This window comes from Flavobacterium agri (genome assembly GCF_013401995.1).
Classification (GTDB): Bacteria; Bacteroidota; Bacteroidia; order Flavobacteriales; family Flavobacteriaceae; genus Flavobacterium; species Flavobacterium agri.
The window spans coordinates 685,959-709,826 of the sequence record NZ_JACBJI010000001.1; the positions used below are offsets into that span (position 1 = coordinate 685,959).

Consider the following 23,868-nt stretch of genomic DNA (forward strand, 5'->3'; position numbering starts at 1 on the left):
GTTCTATCGGATCAATTAATTAACATGGGAAAACGCGACCTCAAAAACTACCTCGGGCAATTAGACAAAAAACAGATTGCCGACCAATTGCTCGAACTTTACGACAAATTTCCTGAAGTAAAAACCTATTATGATTTCGTTTTCAATCCGAAAGAAGAAAAACTCATAGGCGAAGCCAAGGCCAAAATCAGCAATGAGTATTTTCCCGTGAAGTCGCGCCGCCCCAAATTGCGCAGGTCGACGGCCCAAAAATACATCAAGCATTTCGTTTCGCTTGGAGTTGATCCTATTGCATTGGCCGACTTGATGCTCTACAATCTTGAAATAGCACAACGCTACACGGCCAAACGCGAGAGGCGATATGCCTCGTTTTACAAAAGCATGCTTAACTCATTTGTTCAAGTCATCGATTTTGTTATTGCCAATGGCCTTAAACCGGATTTTGCAGACCGCATTCGATCAATCTCCGACCAAACACACAAACAGAATTGGGAAAATTATCACGCTTTCGAACAAGAATTGGAAAGACTCATTGAACAATAGTTAAAGTGAAAATCCTGAAAGAAAACCTACAAATTCTGTAAACGCTAAAAATCGCATTATGTGAACTTTGTTGAAGTGCCAACCGATTAGTTTTGGTCGCAAGTTTAACCAATGCGTTTTATCATGCCGATTTCCGCCCCGATCGACAACCGTAGCTCCACCATTCTTTTCAGGATTCCTCATGTCTCAAAATTGCTGGCGTTCAAAGACGTGCTCAAAAACAAGGATTCATTGGTGAAACTTATAACGGCCATCCTCAAATTAGGCCTGCCCGAAATACTTTATGTCGGATATGATGATGCTTTTTCTCCAAAAAAAGACATAATCGCCAAAAAAAACGATGCGGCCATCATCAGGATTTGCCTGCACGGAAAAGAGCTCGTGAGGCGCAATCACGAAAGAACGATCAAAATGATCATTTCGGAACTCCAAAAGCCCAGGAATTTGATTTCTATGGCAAGCGAGACCTTGAGCCATGACAAAGACATCATTGCCGTGGCCATAAGCGTGGAATCACTGCTTCACCAAAACAAGTACAAAATTGATTGCGAACCCGTCGCCGATCACAATTCGTAAAGACCTTCGTCAAGTTTTCCGGTGCGGAACAGGTTCACTTTTTCGTGAGCGATTCTCGTCGGTTCGGGAATGCGGTATTTCCCGACGCATTCGGTCACGATTTCGAGGCTTTGTTCGTTGGAAATCATGTTTCCCGGAGAAATGTAAATCGGCTTGACCGCATTTTTAGTGCGCAATGCATAACCCGAAAGTTCTTCTTTTATCACGATTGGGGCCGAACTGAATTTCTCGAGTCCCAAATCGTCGAATTTACCCGAAAGCATGCTTTTCGCACATCCGATCGTCGGCTGATTCTCGAGAATGCCAAAATGTGTCGCGATGCCCATCTTCCGAGGATGCGTGATGCCTTGACCATCGAGGATCAACACATCGGGTTTTAAGTTGAGCATTTCCCACGCCTTTTGCAATGCGGGCATTTCGCGAAACGCCAGATAGCCCGAAACATACGGAAAAGCGGTCTCGTCTTTGGCTAGCGCGATTTGACGTATGGTCATTTGGGGAAAATCCATAACTACAATTCCGGCGTATACCGTGGTGCTGAACTTGTTGAACGACACATCGGCTCCGGCCACGAGTTTTATAGGCTTGTCGAGAGGCTCGAGGTTGATTTTCGCTCTTAGTTCTTTCTGGATATTTGTGGCTTCGGTAATGGTTAAGTTGTCGTAGGTCATCAAAATAATGATAATTGATTGTTGTTGTGATTAGGGGATTGGGATTTATCGAAAACCGTGCGTCCTCCATAACGCCACGACTCGTCCCGTTCTTTTCGGATAACGGCGTCGAAATTGGCGTTGGGTTCAAAATCGCTTTCGGCTTTTTGGGCTATTTCCGACAGTTTTCGAATAGCCTGCAACTTGTCGGAATTTCCGATCCTGGATTTATCTACGGCCGTTTTAAGCATAGCGATCGTTTCGTCATAAACCACAGTAGGTACGGGAAACGGATGTCCGTCCTTACCACCGTGAGCGAACGAAAAACGCGCCGGATCGTCGAATCTTGTAGGTGTGCCGTAAATGACTTCGCTAACCAGAGCCAGCGATTGCAGCGTCCTCGGCCCCATTCCTTTTAACAATAAAAGCTCTTCGAAATCCTGCGGCTGCTTTTCGTGCGTGAGCCATAACATCGACCCGAGTCGTTTCAGATCGACATCTTTTGCTTTTACGTCATGGTGGTTGGGCAAGGTCAAATGCCTGATTTCGGACAAAATCCTATCGGGATTTTCGGTTGCGATTTCGACCGATTTTTGTTTGGTGGATGCGGCGGCGGCATCTGTAAAATTCAGGATTTGTCCCTGATTTCGTCCGTAAATGAACGTATGCGGCTGCTCGGTGAACGATTGCACGTTTTCGGAATGCCAATGATATCGTCTGGCCATTCCCGAATTACCGTTCATACCTTGCTGGATGACCGACCACTGGCCTTTGTCGTTCACGATGAAATTATGAAGATACAATTGGAATCCGTCCTGGATGGCCGTGTTGTCTACTTTTGCGGCTAATTTGCTGTTGCGCACAAGTTCGTTTGCGTTGAGACCCGAAGCGTATCCGACTTTGAGAAGTTCATCGGGAGTTTGGGTCGATTGTTTGCCTTTTCCTCCGCAGATATAGATTCCCAAATCTTTCGAATGCGGATTGATCGCACGTTTCAAGGCGCCCATCACAGAAGTCGTGATGCCCGACGAATGCCAGTCCATACCCATGACCGCGCCCAGGCTTTGGAACCAGAACGGGTCGCTCATGCGTTTTATGACTTCTGACGAGGAAAATTCCGAAACCAATGTTTCCACAATGGCTAAACCGAGTTTCGACATTCGCTCGGAAAGCCAGATAGGGACGTGGCCGTTGTGCAGCGGTAAATCGGCGGAGCCTGATCGCTTCATAGGTTAGGGATATCGGTAATTTGGGTTCTTCAAAAATACGGATTACAAACGGAACGGGTTTTAAAATATTCGCAAAATGTTTATAAATCCGATTCAGAAAAGTTACGAAATGCGGATTATATCGTCAAGAAAAAAAACACAAAAATGATCGCCACTTTCCAAAAACAGATGCGCAGCTTACTTTTCTTCAAAGTTTTTACGTGGGGCACGCGCTTCTTGTTGTTTCTTGCTTTCTTGCCTTCGGGTTATAAAAAACTGGCTGGTTTGCGTTTTACCGACATCGGGACCGACAATCAGGTAGGTTTCTTTTTCGAAGCGTTGTTCAGATCGGGTTATTATTGGAATTTCCTTGGATTGATGCAGTTTACATCTGGAATATTATTGCTGGTTCCGCGCACGGCGACATTCGGGGCTTTGCTTTATCTGCCGATCGTTTTGAACATTTTGGTCATCGTGACTTCCATGCATTTTACGGGAACGCCCGTCGTGGTCGGAATGATGCTCATGGCCGTATTTTACCTTTTGGTTTGGGATTGGGCAAAAATCAGTGCGATGACCGCAATCCTTTTCAACAAAGATCTTTAGAACTCTATTCGGCAATAAGCGATACGCTACAAATAGCGGGCTGCGTTAAATTTAACTTTCCCGAAGTAGGAAAACTTCTTTTTAACCGTACTTTTGCAAAATTGTACCAAACCACGATGAATTCAGGGGAAATCGAAGCCGAAAAAGGGCAAAGGAAAGAGCTTTACGGCTACCAGAAAGGCGATATAGACGCTATTTTTGAGCGGCTTGACAACGCGCCCCAGAATTACCATCTGCTTTATCAATTGCCCACGGGAGGAGGAAAGACGGTCATTTTTTCTGAAATCGTAAGGCGCTACCTCGAACTTCACGAGAAAAAAGTGGTCGTACTCACGCACCGCATCGAGCTTTGCCGTCAGACGCATAAAATGCTCAGCGGTTTCGACGTCAAGAACAAGATCATCAACAGCAATGTCAAAGACTTACCCGATCAAAACGAATACTCTTGTTTCGTTGCGATGGTCGAAACGCTCAAGAACCGCATTAACGACAGCAAGTTGCATTTGGACAACATCGGATTGGTGATCATCGACGAAGCACATTACAACTCGTTCCGAAAATTGCTCGCTTTTTTTCCGAATTCGTTCATTTTGGGTGTTACCGCTACGCCTTTGAGCTCGAACATCAGGCTTCCGATGTATCAGAATTATAATGAGCTCATCACGGGCGACACGATCCGTTCGTTAATCGACAACGGTTACCTTGCCCGAGCGACCACGTATACGTACGATGTGGGTCTGACGTCGCTCAAAGTCGGGATAAACGGCGATTATACGGTAAAATCATCCGAGGAGTTGTATTCGACGATGCTCATGCAGGAAAAACTGCTGCATGCGTATTCTGAAAAATCGCTCGGAAAGAAAACGTTGATTTTCAACAACGGGATCAATACTTCGCTTTACGTTTACGACACGTTCAAAGAAGCCGGCTATCCTATCCGTCACCTCGACAATACGACCGGGGCAGAGGAGAGGCGCGACATTTTGAACTGGTTCCGCAAGACGCCAGACGCCATCCTGACATCGGTCGGGATTTTGACTACGGGATTCGACGAACCGACCGTGGAAAGCATCATTTTGAACCGCGCCACCAAATCGTTGACCTTGTATTTCCAGATGATCGGCCGCGGCTCTCGTCGTTTGCCTGCGAAAGATGAATTCCTCGTGATCGATTTGGGCAACAACGCCGCGCGTTTCGGCTTGTGGGACGAACCCGTCGATTGGCAGCTTATTTTCCGTTCGCCCGAATGGTATCTTGAAAATTTGCGTGACGATGCCGAGATCGAGATGTATTTCCGCTATCAGATGCCGGCCGAACTACGTGCCAAATTCGCCAAGACGGTCAACGTCGATTTCGATGTGGACGAAGAACATAGACTGGCCATGGCCGCTAACCTGCGTTCGAAAGTGGTATTCGAGAAATCGCTCGAGCAACATGCGACGATGTGCGTCGAAAACAGCGAAACGCTTATGCAGGCCAAACAGTTGGCGAAAGAGCTCGACGAAGACATCCGTTCACGCATGAAACGATACGCATCCTGCCTTAGCCATACGAGCAAGAACTATCGCGAGTGGCTCATAGACGACTATAAAACCAAACTCGTGTTGCTTATCGGGAAAAAATTCCGTGAGTCTTTAACGGATTGATATTGGTGATCGACGAACTACACGCAACGCTGCCTTTTCATCCATTAAATATTAGCAATCAGCACCGTTTGTCCGATAATCGGTAAAAAATCCCGAGAAAAGACAATGTTTTCCAGCGATAGTGCATTTCATCGACTTTATGAAGAGTTCAACTGAACTTTTTTTTTCGGCAAAAGTCTTGTCCTACATTTGCTTAACCTAAACAACTAAGAAGAGGTCATGCAATACCGTAGTCCGTTGCTTTCCTTTTTAAATGCCACCAACCTGAAGATTAGAATACCTGGACTTTGCCTGGATGATGGAGACATCGTCGTTGGCGACAGTGGAAACTAATGACTTGTTTGTTATGAGTGAAAAATACAATGTGTTATTGATTCTCGAAGGAACTTACCCGTACAATGGTGGCGGTGTTTCGACATGGGCGCATATGTTGTGCAGCGACGTAAGCAATGCCAATTATTCCCTTTACAGCATCAACGCCGATTTCGAGACCAAACCGAAATACGAGCTTAGCGACAACGTCAAAGATGTCGTGCAGGTTCCGCTTTGGTCGCCTCTTGAACCTCAGGAGATGATCAATTACGGCAAGAAATTCCACAAGTTCGTCGAGCGCAAGGAAAACACGAACGATACGAACATCGAGAACATTTTCCTTCCGATTTTCGAAAGACTCATCAAAACCATATACGCCGCGAATCCTGAAGCCGAAGACATGGACGACGTGATTTTCGACATGTGGCGTTATTTCCAAAAGAACGATTACAAGAAAACGATGCGCAGCAAGCAGGTTTGGGATGCGTTCCGCTACCTGATGCACGACATCATCGTTGCCGATAAAGACGAAGAAGCCACGCTTTACGACCTGACCGTTGCCATGCGTTGGATCTATCGTTTCCTTATCCCGCTTAGCATAGACGTACCGAAAGCCGATCTGACACATTTGACATTGTCGGGTTTCCCGGTAATTCCGGCTTTGGTCCTAAAATACAAATACGGTACGCCGATGATCGTGACCGAACACGGGGTTTTTATCCGTGAGCGCCTTATCGCGATCAATGCTTCGGAATACTCTTTCTTCCTCAAGAAAATGCTGATCAAATTCTCTGAAGCGATCACAAGCCTTGTGTATCACAAAGCCGACCGCATCCTTTCGGTGAACAAGTTCAACATGATCTGGGAGAAAATGTACGGAGCCGATCCGAACAAGATCGACGTGATCTACAACGGAATCGACCACAAATTGTTCGTACCTAAAGCAAAACCGGAGCACTTGGTCGGAACGCCGACCGTCGTTGCCGCAGCACGTATCTTTGAATTGAAGGACATCATCACGATGATCAAATCGTGTGCGGTCGTCAAGCAAGTGATCCCGAACGTGAAATATCTGGTTTACGGCGACAACAATGCCGTTCCTGAATATACCGCGGAATGCAACAAGCTGATTTCGGAACTTGGGCTGGAAGACAATTTCATCCTCGCCGGTTTCCACAACAAGCCTCACGAATTGTTTTGTGAAGGAGATATTTCTATATTGACCTCGATTTCGGAAGGTTTCCCTTACACGGTTCTCGAATCGATGAGCTGTGGGATTCCCGTAGTAGCTACCGATGTAGGCGGCGTTACCGAAGCATTGGACCCGACTTGCGGATTCATCTGCAAACCTAAAGACCATGTGGAAATCGGAAACAGTGTGATTACGTTGTTGCAGGACAAAGCGTTGCGCGAAAAAATGGGCGCGAACGCGAGAAAAAAAGTAGCCGAGAATTTTACCATCGGCAAATTCATTTACGAATACGAGCAAGTGTACGACAGGATGCTCTCCAAACGCACAAAACAAGTTGTCGAACCAATCTTTATCGAACTGGAAAGACAGGAAGCGTCTTAATGATATAATAACGAATCATTCTGATTCCATTTTTCCCCAAATCGTATGGAAGCTCAAAATGAAAATATAAAATCCCTGATCATCGACATCAGGGAAAAGGTTGGCAAGCCCGTAAGCAATCGGGTAGTGGTCGCCGCGATCGAGTCGCTCGGAATACGCGATATCGATACGCGTACCGACTACGGAATGCCGTCCATATACGAGCTCGCCGACTTGGTTTATTATGAGCTCACGACTTCGGAAGAGCACAAAGGAGCGAAAAACGTCAAAGAACGCGAAGCCCTTGCGAACAATCCCGAAACTATTACGACTTCCGATTACATGGCCGTGAAAGCCAAGATTTTCGCGCGCTATTATTCACAGGGTATTTTCCATTTGTTCCCGGTATTGCTGCAGATTCTGGCGATCATCTACTTCGGATATTCGCTTTGGACGTTCGTCGGATTCAACAACGTACAATCTACGGCCGTCGTTTTGGGCGTTGTCGTCGGATTGGTTTCCACAGGCGGATTCGTCCAGGTCATCGGGCGTCAGGCATCGTTCTACTGGAACCACGCCGATTACGTGATGACCAAACGCACGGTCGATTACCTGCTCAAGATCGGGTCGCTTTCGATTTTCGGCGTCTTGGGCGCTATTTTCGTATGCAACCTGTTTTTCCACATTTATCCTTATGCATTCCTTTTTATCGTTTTCACGTATGCGCTGCTTATCGGATTGCTCGTGTTGTTGCTCGCACCTTTGCATACGCTCGACCAACGTTGGGTAATTACGGTCGCGATCACATCGGGAACCGTTGTCGCGATACTTTTGAAGACACTTACGCCCATGCTTGTGTATTTCACGCACTGGATCGGAATTTCGGTCGCGGTTTTGGTCGCGTGGATTTTCCTAAAAGTATATTTCAAAAGATTACTCGTCGAGAAAAAAGCCAAATCAAATCTTGAAGTGAAACCGGCTTTGTTCCTGTACCACAACTATAAATACTTCCTTTACGGGTTGTCGATTTACGTGTTTATCTTCGTCGATCGCATGCTCGCTTGGTCTTCGGACAACAACGGGCCGCTTCCGTTCATCATTTATTTCGAGAAGAACTACGAGTTGGGAATGGACTTCGCGATCCTGGTTTTCCTGTTGCTTGCAGGCGTTCTCGAATTCGCGATCGCGTCGTTTTCCAAATTCATGGACATCGGCCAAAAGACCGTTTCGGCTACCGATGTTTCCAAATTCGGCAAAGACCTCTACAAAATGTACTGGCAACACGTGGGAATGCTTGTGTTTACCGGGCTTGCCGTATTCGTACTCGTGTACTTCATGATGTTCGCTTCTTGGGGTTACAGCGGCCAGTTCCATGAAACTCTTAGCGATGTGAGCGTAACGGTTTGTTATATCGGCGGTTTGGGTTATCTTTTCCTCGGATGGGGCATGCTCAATTCGCTATATCTGTTTACATTAGGACAACCGGACAGTCCGCTGCGCGCCATCGTTTTGGCTTGTATCGTCAATTTCGGCGTGGGTTTCGTGCTTAGTCGTTTCGTCGCTTACGAATACAGCGTCGTCGGATTGCTCGTGGCCGGAATCGTTTTCATGCTGATGACCTCGCGCGCGGTCGCCAAATTCTATAAAAACCTCGATTATTACTATTATGCGGCTTATTAAGATGTTTTTGTTCGTGTTACCGTCGATATTGACGGCCAATCCGCCGGCTGCGATAGGCAAGAGCACGGTTTTGGTGTGTTACGGACGATTGAATCCCGAAGACATCAAAGGATACGATTACGTGATCCTCGAGCCGCAATTCTACAATATCTACGAAATCCGCAAGATCAAATCTCAAAACGAAAAAGTACTGGCATACATCAGCATAGGCGAAGTCAACGCGAATGCGCCGCATTATGCCGAACTCAAGGATCATACGGCCGGGAAGAACGAAATCTGGGACAGTTATTACCTCGATCTCAAGTCTGAAAAGACCGTCAATACGTTATTGCGTATCATCGACAGGACTTTGGATAAGGAATACGACGGATTCTTCCTCGACAACGTCGACAATTACACGACCTGGGGCGCGCAACCGAACCAAAAACAGGATTTGGTGAATTTCCTCAAGACGATTTCAGAAAAATATCCTGAAAAGATCTGGATACAGAACGCCGGGCTTGAACTCATTCCGGATACGGCCCAATACGTGGATGCCGTCGTGATCGAATCGGTGGCGACCAATTACACGTTCGACGACAAGACGTACAAACTGCGAGCCGAAGCCGATTTCAAGGCCTATGCCGACAAACTTGCCGACATCAACAAAAAATACAACCTACCGATCATCCTCATCGAATATGCCGATACCGAAAAATTATACAAGCAGGTGCTTCACCGCATCAAACCGCTTGGTTTCGATTATTTTATAGGCAGTATCGATTTGCAGGGAATCCCAACTTTTAAATAAACAGATGCCAATCACCAGTTCCATATTATGGGGTTTCATACGGCTATGCTTCATGCTGTTGTTCATCTATTATCTGAACCGCAAGCTCGTGAACACCTCGTCATCGAATAACTTTTTGGAGTTTCTGGTTTGGCAGTGGTTCCGATACGGCGCGATCATGGGTATCCTGATTTTCACCTCGGTCCAGATCGGGATCTACAACCTGGTCAATTGCGTGATCATCCTGTTGGTCATTATCGCCGTCGATTATATCGGGCTCAGGAATCTGCGACATCCGAAAACGTATTATGAAAATACCGTGCGCAACAACGTACAGCTTTTGCTCAAGCGCATGGAAAACGAATATCCCGTCAAGAAATGGTTTCAGTTCACCAAGAGAACCAAAAATACCGGGAAGGTGAGCGGGCTTTATATTTTACTTTTGGTGATTGCGATTTCGGTGATCACTTTCGCGAGCCGTGTCTATTTCTTTAAATACGATTCGTATTCGCTTTCGCCGGTTTGGATCAGTGACCTTGAGACGATTGTAGGCTTCGATCTGCAGCAATGGTTCGGAGGCCAGTCTTCTGTAGTAGGCGATTTGGCGTATGTGAATTTCTACGGAAAGATCGCCAACGTAACGCCCGAGATCGCATTACAATCGATCGGAATTCTCGAATCGGTGTTGATTTCGGTATTGATTTTTTGGGTCGTGAGTAAAATCACCGCGTCCAAACAGATCGCACCGACAATAGCCGCGTTGATTTTCGCGATGGTGTACACGCTTTCGCCTTTGAACATTTATTTCATCTTGCAGAACCGCCCGATTTTCCTTGCGATGACATTCGGATTGCCCGTCATGGTATACTACCTCAAGCCCGGAATGCTCAAAATGAACAAGTGGCAGTTTTTCCTGAGTTTCCTTGTCGTTTTCGTGGCCATCGGACTCATCGACCTGTTCACGCTTTGTATCCTTTTCCCGCCGTTTATGTTCACGGGTTTGTTCCTGGCCAAGAAAAAATCGGGGAATTTCAAGTGGGTCGGGCTGCTTTCGTACATTTTGGCCGTCGGCTTGATGTTCGGGCTTTACGTGATTATCGGGCTGTATTTCGAAACCGACCTCAAAATGTTCCTGCATTCCAATTTATTGGCGGTGAGTTCGTATACTTATATTCCGCAGCTCGTGATGAATCTCGACGTACTTTTGCGTTATTATCAAATCGCTTCCGGAGTCGCAGTGGTCTTGCTTCTGGCTTATACTTTCATTTATAAGGAAGATTGGCGCGCCTCTTTCGCGTTCCTGATTTATTTCAATCTGCTGCTTGTGCTCAAAAGCATGAACAATGCGTGGATCGACGACGATTTGCTCACACAAGGCCTGTCGATTTTCATGCCGATCGTAGCCGGAATCGGGGTTGCCGTTCTCGTGCGTCCGTTTATCGGATTGTTTTCGAAATTCTCGAAATGGAATCCGATCATCATTTCGTTGGTTTTTATCGGATGCGTAGCGATCGGCGTGCAATCCCAACAGAAAAACCTTGGCGTGCTTACCGAATCGGATCCGGCCCAACGCGAAGTCCTCGAAGCTTACGACAACATCACACGCGATTATTTCCCGTTCTCGTATGCCGTCGTGAACAACAACATGACGCAGACGTTGAGCACGAACAAGCACTTTTTCATGAACTATTCGGATTTCATTTACGACTATCCGCAACAAGACTCGATTTATTTCAAGAACATAAAGAATCCAAAATTCATCAAGGAACATCCCGATGAAGTGATCCCGAAAAGCGTACTCGTGTTTGTATTCGACCAGGAAATGGCGGCCGATTCCGAAACCTATGCCGAAAACGGGGAACTTAAACCCATATTGATGGACCAGCTGGCCTTGCTCAAGAAAAGAGGAAGAAAAGTGCAACTGTTCTACGACAACGAACACGTAAAAGTATACGAGATCGTGAACGAACCCAAATCCAGCCGCATATCCGACCTTATATTCTAGACTATGACGATCAAGACTTACATAGCAAATTCGGCCCGCCTGCGACTTTTCGCTTTGGCCTGTTTGTTCGTAGCCGTAGGATGCGGTTCGCTCGACAATTTCGACGTGGACGATTTCAGCTTTTTTGACGATTCAGGAAAAAACCCGGCCACCGAACTGCGCCAGTACACATTGCCGGGTGAAAGCCAGTCGCCGGTCATTTTTTATATCCGTGACAACGGAGACAAGAACAGCGTCGCCAACGACCGAAACATCAGGAAAGTATGCGATTATACGAAGTTGCCATACAAGTCGATCGACATCGAATCGTTTAACGTAAAACCGGCACTGCCTGCTTCGACGCGTTCACTTTGTGTGTATAACATCAAGCGCCTCAATCAGGCCGCGCTCAACAAATTGACCGAATTCGTAGCGGCAGGCGGAACTTTATTGCTGCCGTTGGCCAGCGAAGACAGACGCATGCAGTTCTTTGCCGGATTGCGTCCCGATTGCGATTTCGAGACCGACATCACATCGAAAGGATTTTTCTTCAGCACTGCCATTTTACCGAACCTCAAAGGTAAGACGTATGATGAAAACGTACAGCATTACGGATATGCGCGCAGCAATTTCAGAAAAGACGTCAAAATATTGGCAACAGCCGCCAACAATAAAGAATTTCCGTCCATTGTCGAAAATCCGATAGGGAAGGGCAAGGTCATTTTTTACAATACGACGATAGAATACGAAAAAATCCACCGCGGTTTGCTGTTCGCAGGTTTGCTCAGAGGCTTGGATGGCATTCCGTATCCGATCGCCAACACGAGTACGATTTTCCTCGACGACTTCCCGTCTCCGGTGTACGACATCAAATCGGAACCGATCAAATCTGAATTGGACCTGACCATCACCGATTTCGTGAAAGACGTTTGGTGGCCCGACATGAAAAAGATCGCCGAGAAGTACAAGATCAGTTATTCGGCCATGATCGCTTTCGATTACAAGAACAATGTGGAGCCGCCGTTTTTGTTCGACCAATGGGATTCGCACAAGATCAAGGTCAATAAAAAGACCGAAATCCTTTCGGACTGGCTGGTTTTCGATTCCAAAAAACACGGACACGAATTGTGCCTTCACGGTTACAACCACGTCGAATTCAAGAAAGGGCATTGGAAAAACCCTGAATTTATCGGAATGGCGCTTAAATCAGTGCAGAAGAAATGGGGAATCGCCAATTACGGGCCGCTTCCGGTTACGTACGTTCCACCGTCGAACATCATCGATCCGGCCGGTGTGGATTATTTGCGAAAAGGCATGCCGTCTATCAAATACATCTGCAGTCTTTATCTGGGCGAACCGACTGAAGGTGGCGCGCGCGAATTCGACTTCGACCCGTACAACAAGGATTTCTTCGATTATCCGCGTATTTCGGATGGTTTTTATATGGAAACCGACAAGAAATTCTCTCTCGAATCCATGTATCTGTACACCGGAATCTGGACGCATTTCGTGCATCCCGACGACGTGTACCAGATTCCGAGCCCGTTCAACAAAAGCTCGGGAGACTTCGACCTTCGCAACGCCCGCGAGCTAGGGTGGCGCAAGACCAAAGGAAAAGGCATCGGGATGTTGGGTGAATTCACGGCAATCCTCGACGAAATGGCCAGGACCTATCCGCAATTGCGTTATGTAAATGCCGGAGAAGGAGGAAAAATCGTCAACGACTGGCGCGCATCCAAATTCGTGCACGAAAACAGGGGCGGATTGTACAGCGTGCGCGAGCTCGAACCCGAAAAATCGATGGGAAATACCCAATATTGGTTCCTATATGCAGGTTTCCAGAATGCGCCGAAAATAGACGCTTCTTTGCAAAAAGAAGAAGCTTTATACTCGAAAACGCCGTTTATGGAAGGTTTTCTGTATTCGGTCTACACGCATAAATCGGAACTTAACCTTACCGACGTGAACCAGAAATCGGCAGCTCAAAGAAAAGAAACCGACCGTATCGTAAAATCGGTCGCCCAACAATACAAGGCCTTCATCGCGAAGCAGAAGAAACACATGTCGGGCGTTGCCGATGTGGTAGAGGAGGAGGATCCCGATTTGGTCATGGATCGCGAAATGTTCCGATTCAGCCAAAAACTCATGGCCAAACCGACCATCGATTCTACAGAGTGGAACCGTTATGCGAAATATATGGCCTGGGATAAGGAGCGTCCGATCGACGTCTGGAAAATGCTCGAGGAATATTGCGTGAAGTATCCGACGAAAGACAACATCATGTATTCGAAGGAACTCGACCGCCTGATCGGTTATCCGAACGACCTTACGATGGAGAAGTGGCTCAACGCCCAATTGCTCGTGACGCCGAACGACGTGCAGTTGCTCAACAGTTACGTGGCCAATTTCTACACACCCGAAAATCAGGAGAAAATCAAGAAAGCATTGCAGGCGCTGCTTAAGGTAGAGACGAATTTTGAAACGTACCTGCAATATCTGCAGCATTTGATGACGTACGAACCCAAAACGGCCCGGGAAGAACTCGACAAGATAAAGCCCGAGGGAAAATACGGTCCGATCGCAACAGACGTGGCCTGGCTATACGCCGACAACAACGAATTCGAGAAAGCTTATGCATGGGCATTGCTTAGCGATGACATCGATTTTGCGTCGAAAATGTCGTGGATGCTAGAGATCAAGGCGTATAAACCGTTGGAAGACGAATACAAAAAGTACATCGCGATAAATCCGGACGATTACAAGACGAAAGCCGTGATGGCAGGCATTTACCATGAACAAGGTAGATTCCTCGAAGCCTGGATTCTGGCCAAATCGCTTCCCGACAGTCCCGAAAAAGACGAATTGCGCGCCATGCTCAACAAAGACGTGATGTATGTGGAAGAAGCGCTGCAACAGGAACTCGTGCTCAAGCATCCGGAACTTTTCTATCCCGAAGTGTTAGCCGCTCTTACCAAAGATTTCCGCAAGCAGTACGGAGATTTCGTATCGATCAACAGCGCGATGGAAACCAACAAAGACCTTCCGCAGTTCTTCAAGAATGTAGCTACTTACGGGCATTTCGACAAGAAAAAGAACATGCACAGCTTTAGTTTCACCTATAGCCGCATGTACGATATCAAAATCGATTTGTACGATCCGAAAGACAATCTCACCAACTCGGTGTACGGATTGCAATACCAGTTCAACAATCCGGTCGATGCCGAAAAACTGCAATATTGGGGACGTGGAAGAGTAGAGTATACTGACTACGGCAATATTTACTTCCACGCCGGATTGGGCGCGAGCAAATCGTTCGGGAAAAGCTTCTTCTCGGCCGAAGCCAAATTGTTCCCGGCCGAAACCGGACCGGCTTATCGCAAGGAAATCTATCGCACGCAGGCCGTGGCTTACGGAGAATTTTTCTTCCTAAAACATTTCAACCAGAACATGACCGTCGAAGGAAATTATTATTCGGCAAGTAAGTCGCGCACGCCAATCCAGATCGGGGCTTCGTATGAAGTGATCCTGACGAGCAAAACGGTTTGGGACAACGGAGCCGATGTGCGCATGCGCTTCCTTCCGTTTGTCGAGGCTTCGTTCTCTCAAGGATCGGTCGGTAAGAGCGTGAACGCCAATACCGCGTACGGATATCCGTATTGGGTACTCGATGAGCGTCTGTATTACGGAGGCGGAATCGGCTGGAGATACGGAAAACAGGACAGCGACCTGACCGCGAAACTCGAAGCGTCATATTTCCAGGACGATTACAGCGGCAACTTCATGCGCTATACAGGCGAGGCCAACTGGCAAATCTGGGATTATACCTCGCTTTCAGCAACATTCGAAATGTATACGCAGGACAAGTTCTATTCGAACGCTTTCCTTTTGGGAGTCAAGCACAACCTAAAGAAAAGGGCAAAAAAATAACCGGCAGAGGAACTTGCTGCCGGTTATAAATCAATCAATTAACTTATGCGTATCAGCTTAATTGCTGACGATGAATTTCTTGACCGTTTTGGTTGATCCGTTGTCGAGTTGCACGAAATAAATCCCGTTGCTCAAGCCCGAAGTATTCAACAACATCTTGTTTCCGTTTAGCGAAGAACGCACGCCTACGACTTGTCCGACAGAGTTGAAAACCGTGGCTTTGAAATCTTCGATACCGTCGTATTCCACGGTAAGTTCGCCATGCGTAGGAACCGGATAGATCCTGAGTTCGGTAGCGATCGGATTGTCGCCAACACCAAGAGCAGTTCCGACATTGATCGTATGATTCAAGCTGTTGTAACCGGTAGAGTTGTCCCAAACGTTGTCGTTCGCCATACGGATCGAATATTCGGGACGTGTGCTCAAAGCCGCCGCAGGATCAGGTAAATTCAAATACAGCTGATAAGCACCCGTCGTCATATTGTTAGGCAAAACGATGCTTTCGGTAACGGTTTGCGTCGTATTCGATTGCCACAATCTCACGTTAGTGGCCAAAGGAATGCTGTAAACGACTCCGTTTGTAGTATTTTTTAGGACGATGTAAGCCGTTCTCGGATTGTAAGGCGCGGCAAATCCGGTGTTTTTCACTTGGAACGATACGGCCATCGCACTTCCGATATTAGCGGTGTTAGGATACGTTCCCGACTGAAGCTCAAATCGATATCCCAACCTTCTTTCCATGTCGTCAAGGCAGGAATTGCTTTCGAATCCGTCGATCACGTCCGGGTGATAATCCACATTGAGATACGACCAGTGAAATTTGGCCATTTCCAAAAGCGCGGTCTCACATTCAGAACGCGGTTCGTTCACGGCACAGGTTTCACCGCCCATAGGCGTATATTTCGTTTCCTGCTCCAAATAAGGATATTCGCTGCCGATGTTGTTATAGGTTCCGTAATCGTCTTCGCTCGCAAGGAAGCAATCGTTGTGATGGCCGATACGCGCCACCGGAAGCGAAGTACTGAAAGCCTGGGCGGCGGTCAAAGCAGCCGATGTCGTATACGTATTCCTTTTAAGAGAAGGCGTGCGCAATTGCACCATGCGACTCGTAGGCAATGCGGCAAGCAAGGCATCCACGACGGCTTTGCGGTTTTGGTAATCGGTTGCGGTCGGTTCCATTCCGAAGTGATCGGTATAATACCATTCGCCCCAAGCACCGATAAAACCGGCCTGCACGACCGCAATCACGTCGGCATTTTCCTGAAGCATGTTCTGCAATTGTCCGATGTGTGCCAAAATCTGGGCCTTGCTTGCGTCTTGCGGATTTCCGTTGTCGTTGTCGTCGGAATAGGCGAAACGCAAAATACATTTAAGACCGGCATTCCTGATTTTGGTGAAATCGGCCTGCATCGCAGTAAGATAAGATGAAGAGATGTTCGCGTTCACGAAGTTTTCAAGATAGCAAAGTCGCAATACGAGCGTGTACTTGTTGTTGACGCGATAATTCGTCAGCGTGGTCTGATTTAGACTGCTGTATGAATCGGAGTGCGTTTCGGTGTGTCGGTAAAACCCTCTTTCCGGATTCGAAAAGCTTGCTGTAGTTGGGGCGTAGGATACAGTGGTAGTTTGCGCGATTCCACAAAAGGAAATCAGCGCCCCCGTCAGAGCCAATAATTTCTTCATAATAGTAGGTCAAGTTTTTTAAAAAGCACTACGCTGCTTTTTGGGGTTAATATTATGTTTTGGATTTAGGGCGTTTTGATTGAGATTCTTTCAAAAATGGCATTTAGAATCCCGTTCGCAAATCTAGTTTGTCGATGTTTTAAAAGTAGAAAAACAAATGTTAAAAAACCTAATTTCATCGATAAACTGTATTTTTTAAGAGTTTATGAAAAATATTTCCTACAAAATATTTTATTACTGTAAGAAATTATCCGACAAAAGACGAAAATAGGTTTTTAACAATTTCATTAAAAATTGTTCATAACTACGGTTTTTTGAAGGAAAAATCGGGTTCGCAGTTGGTCGATGAATGCGTGAATTTCGTCGATTATTTGAAAAGTTTCCAAAAATCGATCGAGTCGATGTGAATTCGGACATTCCGAGATTTATTTTTCGGGAGTCATTTTACTGGAAATTCGTCAAATTGCTGTAAGCGAATCCGTAAGTATTCGAGTTGAATATTTGGTATCAGTCCAGTATCGATTTTAGCAACAAAAAATCTAAGGAATAACGTCGAAGGCCTAAATCAAATTTATAGGTCAAAATTTGCGTTGCGGATTTTAGCGCGTAAACGTTTTACATTTTTCTTGAAGCGGAAAATTCGAAAATTTTGAATCCTTAAAACGTACAGGATTTTAGCTTGAATGTAAACCGGATTTTCAATTTGTTTGAATTTAAATGGTTCATATAATTATTGAAGTAATTCGGGACTGTGGTCGACATTGTCAATAAATCAAGAGCTTTTGATATATTTCCAATATCAAATACATGCACTATAATTTATATTATGTAAAATAGATTTTTAAACTATTCCCGTTCGAACCAGCTTATTCATAAAATCCCAGCCTCCTTTTCAGTTCCAAAACTTCCGATTTCAGATGCGCTTGTTTTTCAAGAAGATTCCGAATCACATCGATGCCTTCCATATTCACATGCAACTCATAATGCCAAACCCTGAAACGCTCCAAATCTGCAAAATTTTCCTCAAGTACATATTTGACGGATTTTTCGGTTCCGAATTCCACAAGACCGTTTTCCTCGAGTTCTTCCAAAAACTCTGGTTCGACTTTATATATACGGCAATATTCGATTATGGTCAGACGTCTGTTCATTTTTTATGCAGATTAGAAATTTCGGTAAACAATTCTTTTTCGCGTTCGCTGAGATTTTTGGGGATTTCCACTTTGTACGTGACGAAAAGATCGCCGAATTGTCCGTCCTTTTTATATATCGGCATTCCTTTTCCTTTGAGCCGTACTTTTGTACCGTTTTGCGTGCTTTCGGTAATTTTCAGTTTTACTTTACCCGACAAAGTTTCAACGGTAATTTCGCCTCCAAGCACTGCCGTAAACAAATCGATGGCTACGTTTTTATATAAATCGTCGCCGAGACGTTTGAACTCCTTGTCGTTTTCGATTACGAACGTCAGATACAGATCGCCCGACGGCCCGCCATTTGTGCCCGGAGCACCGAAACCTGTAAGTTTTATGAGCTGTCCGTCGGCAACACCCGCAGGAACCGTAATCCTGATATTCTTGCCGTTTACAGAAAGCGTCTGCTTGTGTGTTTCGAGTACATCGCGCAATTTCAGATGGATTTCAGACGAATAATCTTGTCCTTTATAAGCTGTTTGTCTGAAGCCGCGGCCTCTTGCGCCACCGAACATCGACTCGAAGAATTCCGAAAAATCGCCTTCATTGAAGTTGGAATTACTATACGTATAACCTTCGTTTTGGCCTTGCTGACGGCTTCTTTGTGCATTTTCGAACTGTTCCGAATGTTGCCAGTTCTCGCCGTATTGGTCGTATTTCTTGCGATTCTCCTCGTTCGAGAGCACTTCGTAAGCTTCGTTGATCTGTTGGAATTTGAGATTTGCGTCCTTATCGTCCGGATTCACGTCCGGATGATGCTTGCGCGCCAGTTTGCGGTAGGCTTTCTTGATGTCGTCGGCCGAAGCGTTCTTGTCTACTCCAAGTGTTTTATAATAGTCGATGAATGCCATGTCGAAGTATATTCTCTTTTTAAATTTACATCATATTTTACGCGGCCTGAACAGTTTAACACGAATTTAAAATCGTTGAAAAAATGCGCAAACTTTGCGTGTTTCGGACTTCTTCGACAGTTTTATTATTCGTATTTTTAAGTTTTTGAACCCTGGACATGAGAAACAGCATTGCAGAAAGAATCGCCGATTTCCTGAAGGACTTCCCTCCTTTCAACAAATTGTCTTACGACGACCTGATCCGTATTGCTACCGATATACGCGTGGTCACTTTAGACAAGAACCAAACGCTTTTCAAGATAAACGATTCGCTCCACGACAGCTTTTACGTCGTGGCTTCGGGCGTAGTGAACCTCACCGTAATTGCCGACGCCGAGGAAAACCTTCTCAATAAGTGTCTTCCGGGCGATATTTTCGGCCTGAGACCGTTTTTTGCGCGTAACAATTATATGATGACGGCCAAAGCGAGAGAAGAAAGTATCGTGTATGCCGTACCTATCGCGACTTTTCGTCCGTTTGTGGCACAGAATTCCGAGGTACTCGATTTCCTTTTGGAAAGTTTCGCCACGAATAGCCGTAACCCGGCCGACAAGCAAACCCGCGGCAAATTGATTTCGGATTCGCACTTTTTACCTGAGCAACAACCCGAAATGCAGTTTTTCCAATCGCTTACGTACAATAAGACGCCCTTGAAAGCTTCGACAGCCTCGCTCGTAAAGGATGTCGCACAGCAAATGACCGAATACCTTTCGGATTGTGCGGTCGTGACCCAAGGCGAAATCCCGTTGGGCATTTTGACCGACAGCGATTTGCGGTCCAAGATCGCGACGGGACGTTTTCCGGTTACGATTGCCGTTGATCGCGTAATGGCTTCTCCCGTGGTTTCCGTTCCCGAAAATGTGTCGTTGGCCGAAGCGCAGTTGTTGCTGCTCAAGAACAATGTCACCCATTTGGTCGTGACGGTTGACGGTTCGGACAAATCACCGTTAAGAGGCGTCATTTCACAGCACGATCTCATTGCAGCTCAAGCCAATAACCCAGGCGTTTTAATCAAAGAGATCAAGCGTGCCCAACATCCTCGTGAATTGCGTGCGGTGCGTGAAAAAATGAGCGAACTGATCCGTTCGTCTTTGACCAAGAACATTCCGATGTCGCATGTGAACAATATCGGAAGCGAGATCAATATGGCGCTCATCAAACGCTCCGTGGAAATCGCGATTCTCGATTTGGGTTCGCCTCCCGCCCGATTTGCGTGGCTCGCCATCGGAAGCCAAGGCCGTAAGGAACAATTGCTGTTGACCGATCAGGACAGCATGCTCGTTTTTGAAGATGTCGCTCCAGAAAAATACAAAGACGTCAAGGACTATTTCTTAAGGCTCGCAAAAAGAACCGTCGCCGTGCTCGAAAAAATAGGATACGCGCCCTGCCCAAATGGTCATGTGGCCGGCAACATGATGTGGTGTAAATCGGTTTCGGACTGGATCAAGCAATTTCAAGGCTGGATGACGACTCCAGGTGAGAAAAGCAACGAGATAAGCCCGATTTTCTTCGATTTCGACCTGGTTTTCGGCGAATCCAAAATAGAAGAAGCCTTGATGGATGTGATCTACACGAGTACAAAACGCAATTCCTTTTTCGACTATCTCGGTAACGATGCCTTGCGCAAACCGCCGCCTTTGAGCTTTTTCAAGAAGTTCAACGTAGAGGAAGAAGGCGAAAACAGAAACAAATTCGACATCAAGCTCAAAGGCATCATGCCGCTTACCGACGGTGCCCGATTGCTCGCTTTGGGCCAGAACCTGCGCGGCATCACCAATACGTATATGCGTTTCAAGCAACTTGCGATGATCGAGCCCAAACATTCCGAAGTGTATCTTAATTGTGCAGAAGCTTACCTCACACTGTCGAAATATCGCACGCTCGAAGGTATGAAGTACGACAATGACGGACGTTTCCTCAACCTCGAAGAGCTTTCGCGCATCGACAAGGACCGACTCAAAATGGCGTTGGAACACATGAAAGACCTCGAAGAAATCATTAAAGACAAATTTAGACTAACGCAGTTTTCATAATGTTCGACTGGATCAAGCACATCAACAAGGAATATCCCGAATTCTGGAAAAAATACCTGGCCAAATTCGATCATCGCTCCAAGAGGTTTGTGACGTTAAGCCTGGAAACGTCGGGCACTAACCCGGAAAAGGACGTGATTTTTGCATTTGGCGCCATGGGTGTCTTCAACAACAACCTTATGATCGGCGACCATTTCGAGATCGTGATCCCGCAATACAAATTCCTGCACGACAACGAGATGGACAACGAATTCGTCATCGAAAGCAAACAAGACAAACTCGGCGAGCCCGAAGCCGTCGAAGCGTTCGTGAATTTTATCGGAAATGCCGTTTTGGTAGGGCATCGCATCCATCACGATGTCGACATGATCAATATGGCGCTCGAAAAATTGGGCTGCGGAAGACTCAAAAACGAAGCGCTCGACATCGAGATCATGCACCGCAAACTCAACGATATCACAGACAAGCAGTTCTCTCTGGACGAACTCGCACGATTTTACAAAATCCCGATTTCGGACCGTATGACCGCCGTCGACGACGCCTATATCATGGCGTTGTTGTTCCTCAAACTCAAGTCGCGCCTGGGCATCCAATAATCCATTAAAAACCAACAATCATGTCGAACATACAACTTATCATCGAAGAACGTCCCGCCGATATCGGCAATTTCCTCGTCGGACGTCTTTTGCCGTTCCGCGAAAAACGCATGGTCGGACCTTTCGCGTTTATCGACCACATGGGACCGGCCAAACTCAGCGACCACGAGAATATGGATGTGCCGCCTCATCCGCATATCGGATTGTCGACTTTGACCTATTTGTTCGAAGGCTCGATCATGCACCGCGATAGCCTGGGTTCGGCCGTAGAAATCAAACCCGGACAAGTCAACTGGATGACGGCCGGAAAAGGCATCGTACATTCCGAAAGGACGCCCGAATACCTGCGCCATTCCGAAAAAATGCTGCACGGCTTACAGATTTGGGTCGCACTTCCGAAACATCTGGAACAAGGAGAACCTTCTTTCCACCATGTCGAAGCCGAAGATATCCCTCATTGGGAAAGCGATGGCGTGCAATTCCGATTGATCGCAGGCGAAGCTTTCGGGCGCAAATCGGCCGTTCCCGTTTACAGTCCTTTGTATCTGATCGAAATCAAATCGACATCAGCCCAAACGATAAACATCGGCAGCGATCTTTTCGGCGAAAGCGGCATGTATATCCTTGAAGGTAATGTGTCGAACGACGGCCATATTTTCGGTCCGAAACAATTGCTTGTGGCCAAAGACGCCCAATTGTGTTCGTTCGAGATGGGCGAAAACACCACCGTTTATATTTTCGGAGGCGAGCCTTTCCCTGAAGAGCGCTTTATTTTCTGGAACTTCGTGGCTTCCTCCAAAGAAATCATCGAAGCGGCCAAACAAAAATGGACGGCTCAGGAATTCGACAAAGTACCTGGTGAAACCGAATTCGTACCACTTCCAAAACCGAGGTTCTGATGGCGAGCACGACTACGAAAATCGGACGCGAAAAATACAAGATGACGATCGTTTCCTCTAGCGGAAATACGTTGATTGCAGACGAACCGGTACATTTAGGCGGAAAAAATTCAGGCTTCTCCCCTTTCGAATTGCTGGCTTCGGCCTTGGGCACATGCACTTCGGCCACGTTGCGCATGTACGCCGACCGCAAAGGATGGGACTTGGAAGAAGTGATTACGCAGGTAAGTTTCGAGCGAGACGACAAGGCAGACAAGGCTACGTTTATCCGTCATATCGCATTTTCGGGAAATCTCGATCAGGAACAATGTTCACGGTTGTTGGAAATCGCCGAAAAATGTCCGGTACATCGCACTTTGGAAGGACAGATCTCGATCGAGACCATTCTTGAATAAACCGAATCGGAATTCGAATCGGCCGTGATGGCTGACCGTTGCGGGAAAATAACCGCCATGTTGATACACGAACGGCAAATCGTCTTTTTTGATGATTTGGGATTCGGAAAGCGAAGCAATCTTGTTCCAATCATTTCGATCCTCGACACAAATCGTATGGATGTATTGTGACGTGATCTCGGTTTTGGAATACACTCTCGAATCTCCGAAAACGACAATGCCCGAATCGTTCAGGTCGCGACAATGGAAATGTTTCGGATTGAACGCGCGTATTCCGGTGTTACGATTGAAGATTTTATACGCGGCTTCTTTCCTGCTCCATAAATTCCAAACCGAAATTTCTGGATTTTCGGATTCGAGTACCAATCGCATTTCATCTGCCGAAAATAACTTTTCGAGAAATCCTTTACGACGCCAATCGCTTTCGGCCGCAGCCAATTCAAGGTCGATGACGTCGTTGCCGATCATTCTTCGGACAATTTGGATTCGATGATTTCGAGTGCCGCTTTTACGTTTAGCATTTTCTCCATCGAAGCGTTGTCTATGGTGATGTCGAAAGCTTCCTCAACGTCGAGCGCGACATCTACGAGATTGGCCGAATTGATTTGAAGATCGCGAATGAAATCGGTGTCTTCGCTTAGGTTTTCAAAAGCTTCGGCATTCTTCACATACGGCTTCACGATGCTCTTGAGCTTCTCTATGGTTTCGGCTTTGTTCATGTTTTGGTGT

At 46.5% G+C, this 23,868-nt stretch carries 20 protein-coding genes; 13 read left to right on the top strand and 7 right to left on the bottom strand.

What is annotated here, in order from left to right:
• Positions 1-24: 24 nt before the first annotated feature.
• Both HZF10_RS03275 and HZF10_RS03280 read left to right on the top strand, forming a co-directional pair.
• Positions 25-543 (top strand): DUF6155 family protein, encoded by a 519-nt coding sequence (locus HZF10_RS03275; protein ID WP_176004748.1) that lies wholly within the window; start codon positions 25-27, stop codon positions 541-543.
• A 123-nt stretch (positions 544-666) separates the two neighbouring features.
• Positions 667-1,119, top strand: coding sequence for a hypothetical protein (locus tag HZF10_RS03280; RefSeq protein ID WP_176004749.1), 453 nt, complete (start codon positions 667-669; stop codon positions 1,117-1,119).
• Here the strand turns inward: HZF10_RS03280 and nfi are convergent.
• Both nfi and HZF10_RS03290 read right to left on the bottom strand, forming a co-directional pair.
• The gene (nfi, locus tag HZF10_RS03285; protein WP_176004750.1) at positions 1,107-1,790 is read right to left on the bottom strand and encodes a deoxyribonuclease V; all 684 of its coding nucleotides are present in this window, start codon (positions 1,788-1,790) and stop codon (positions 1,107-1,109) included. The two genes, HZF10_RS03280 and nfi, sit on opposite strands and share 13 nt — an antisense overlap.
• Positions 1,790-2,998 (bottom strand): DUF763 domain-containing protein, encoded by a 1,209-nt coding sequence (locus tag HZF10_RS03290; RefSeq protein WP_176004751.1) that lies wholly within the window; start codon positions 2,996-2,998, stop codon positions 1,790-1,792. Before HZF10_RS03290 ends, nfi begins: the two co-directional genes overlap by 1 nt.
• A 144-nt stretch (positions 2,999-3,142) precedes the next feature.
• Here HZF10_RS03290 and HZF10_RS03295 point away from each other — a divergent pair, with 144 nt between their 5' ends.
• From HZF10_RS03295 to HZF10_RS03325, 7 genes are all read left to right on the top strand, one after another.
• The gene (locus tag HZF10_RS03295) at positions 3,143-3,583 is read left to right on the top strand and encodes a hypothetical protein (RefSeq protein ID WP_176004752.1); all 441 of its coding nucleotides are present in this window, start codon (positions 3,143-3,145) and stop codon (positions 3,581-3,583) included.
• A gap of 116 nt (positions 3,584-3,699) precedes the next feature.
• Positions 3,700-5,229, top strand: coding sequence for a DEAD/DEAH box helicase (locus tag HZF10_RS03300; RefSeq protein WP_176004753.1), 1,530 nt, complete (start codon positions 3,700-3,702; stop codon positions 5,227-5,229).
• A 346-nt stretch (positions 5,230-5,575) separates the two neighbouring features.
• On the top strand, positions 5,576-7,114 hold the full coding sequence (gene pelF / locus HZF10_RS03305) for a GT4 family glycosyltransferase PelF (RefSeq protein ID WP_176004754.1): 1,539 nt from the start codon (positions 5,576-5,578) through the stop codon (positions 7,112-7,114).
• 45 nt (positions 7,115-7,159) lie between these two features.
• Positions 7,160-8,773: a hypothetical protein gene (locus HZF10_RS03310; protein ID WP_176004755.1), complete on the top strand. Its 1,614-nt coding sequence runs from the start codon at positions 7,160-7,162 to the stop codon at positions 8,771-8,773.
• Complete coding sequence (locus HZF10_RS03315) at positions 8,760-9,563, top strand: endo alpha-1,4 polygalactosaminidase (RefSeq protein WP_176004756.1); 804 nt, start codon at positions 8,760-8,762, stop codon at positions 9,561-9,563. Before HZF10_RS03310 ends, HZF10_RS03315 begins: the two co-directional genes overlap by 14 nt.
• A 52-nt stretch (positions 9,564-9,615) precedes the next feature.
• On the top strand, positions 9,616-11,547 hold the full coding sequence (locus HZF10_RS03320; RefSeq protein WP_179235268.1) for a hypothetical protein: 1,932 nt from the start codon (positions 9,616-9,618) through the stop codon (positions 11,545-11,547).
• Positions 11,548-11,550: 3 nt separating this feature from the next.
• Positions 11,551-15,453: a DUF2194 domain-containing protein gene (locus HZF10_RS03325; protein ID WP_176004758.1), complete on the top strand. Its 3,903-nt coding sequence runs from the start codon at positions 11,551-11,553 to the stop codon at positions 15,451-15,453.
• A 57-nt stretch (positions 15,454-15,510) separates the two neighbouring features.
• Here HZF10_RS03325 and HZF10_RS03330 read toward each other — a convergent pair whose 3' ends face one another.
• The 3 genes from HZF10_RS03330 to HZF10_RS03340 form a co-directional block, all read right to left on the bottom strand.
• Complete coding sequence (locus HZF10_RS03330; protein WP_176004759.1) at positions 15,511-17,136, bottom strand: T9SS type A sorting domain-containing protein; 1,626 nt, start codon at positions 17,134-17,136, stop codon at positions 15,511-15,513.
• 866 nt (positions 17,137-18,002) lie between these two features.
• Positions 18,003-18,287, bottom strand: coding sequence for a chaperone modulator CbpM (locus HZF10_RS03335; protein WP_176004760.1), 285 nt, complete (start codon positions 18,285-18,287; stop codon positions 18,003-18,005).
• Positions 18,284-19,177 (bottom strand): DnaJ C-terminal domain-containing protein, encoded by an 894-nt coding sequence (locus HZF10_RS03340; RefSeq protein WP_176004761.1) that lies wholly within the window; start codon positions 19,175-19,177, stop codon positions 18,284-18,286. Before HZF10_RS03340 ends, HZF10_RS03335 begins: the two co-directional genes overlap by 4 nt.
• 158 nt (positions 19,178-19,335) lie before the next feature.
• Here HZF10_RS03340 and HZF10_RS03345 point away from each other — a divergent pair, with 158 nt between their 5' ends.
• Genes HZF10_RS03345 through HZF10_RS03360 form a run of 4 tightly spaced genes read left to right on the top strand, consistent with a single transcriptional unit; the run spans position 19,336 to position 23,139 of the window.
• Positions 19,336-21,249 carry a DUF294 nucleotidyltransferase-like domain-containing protein gene (locus HZF10_RS03345; RefSeq protein ID WP_176004762.1) on the top strand — a complete coding sequence of 638 codons (1,914 nt, stop codon included), beginning with the start codon at positions 19,336-19,338 and terminating at the stop codon, positions 21,247-21,249.
• The gene (locus HZF10_RS03350) at positions 21,249-21,845 is read left to right on the top strand and encodes a 3'-5' exonuclease (RefSeq protein WP_176004763.1); all 597 of its coding nucleotides are present in this window, start codon (positions 21,249-21,251) and stop codon (positions 21,843-21,845) included. Before HZF10_RS03345 ends, HZF10_RS03350 begins: the two co-directional genes overlap by 1 nt.
• Before the next feature lie 20 nt (positions 21,846-21,865).
• Positions 21,866-22,744 carry a pirin family protein gene (locus HZF10_RS03355; RefSeq protein WP_176004764.1) on the top strand — a complete coding sequence of 293 codons (879 nt, stop codon included), beginning with the start codon at positions 21,866-21,868 and terminating at the stop codon, positions 22,742-22,744.
• Entirely contained in the window at positions 22,744-23,139 is a 396-nt protein-coding gene (locus HZF10_RS03360; protein ID WP_176004765.1) for an OsmC family protein, read from the top strand. The genes HZF10_RS03355 and HZF10_RS03360 overlap by 1 nt, the downstream gene beginning before the upstream one ends.
• Here HZF10_RS03360 and HZF10_RS03365 read toward each other — a convergent pair.
• Together HZF10_RS03365 and HZF10_RS03370 are read right to left on the bottom strand one after the other, a co-directional pair.
• Positions 23,056-23,607, bottom strand: coding sequence for a 4'-phosphopantetheinyl transferase family protein (locus HZF10_RS03365; RefSeq protein WP_176004766.1), 552 nt, complete (start codon positions 23,605-23,607; stop codon positions 23,056-23,058). The two genes, HZF10_RS03360 and HZF10_RS03365, sit on opposite strands and share 84 nt — an antisense overlap.
• Positions 23,604-23,858, bottom strand: a complete 255-nt coding sequence (locus HZF10_RS03370; protein ID WP_176004767.1) for an acyl carrier protein — start codon at positions 23,856-23,858, stop codon at positions 23,604-23,606. Before HZF10_RS03370 ends, HZF10_RS03365 begins: the two co-directional genes overlap by 4 nt.
• Positions 23,859-23,868 lie beyond the last annotated feature (10 nt).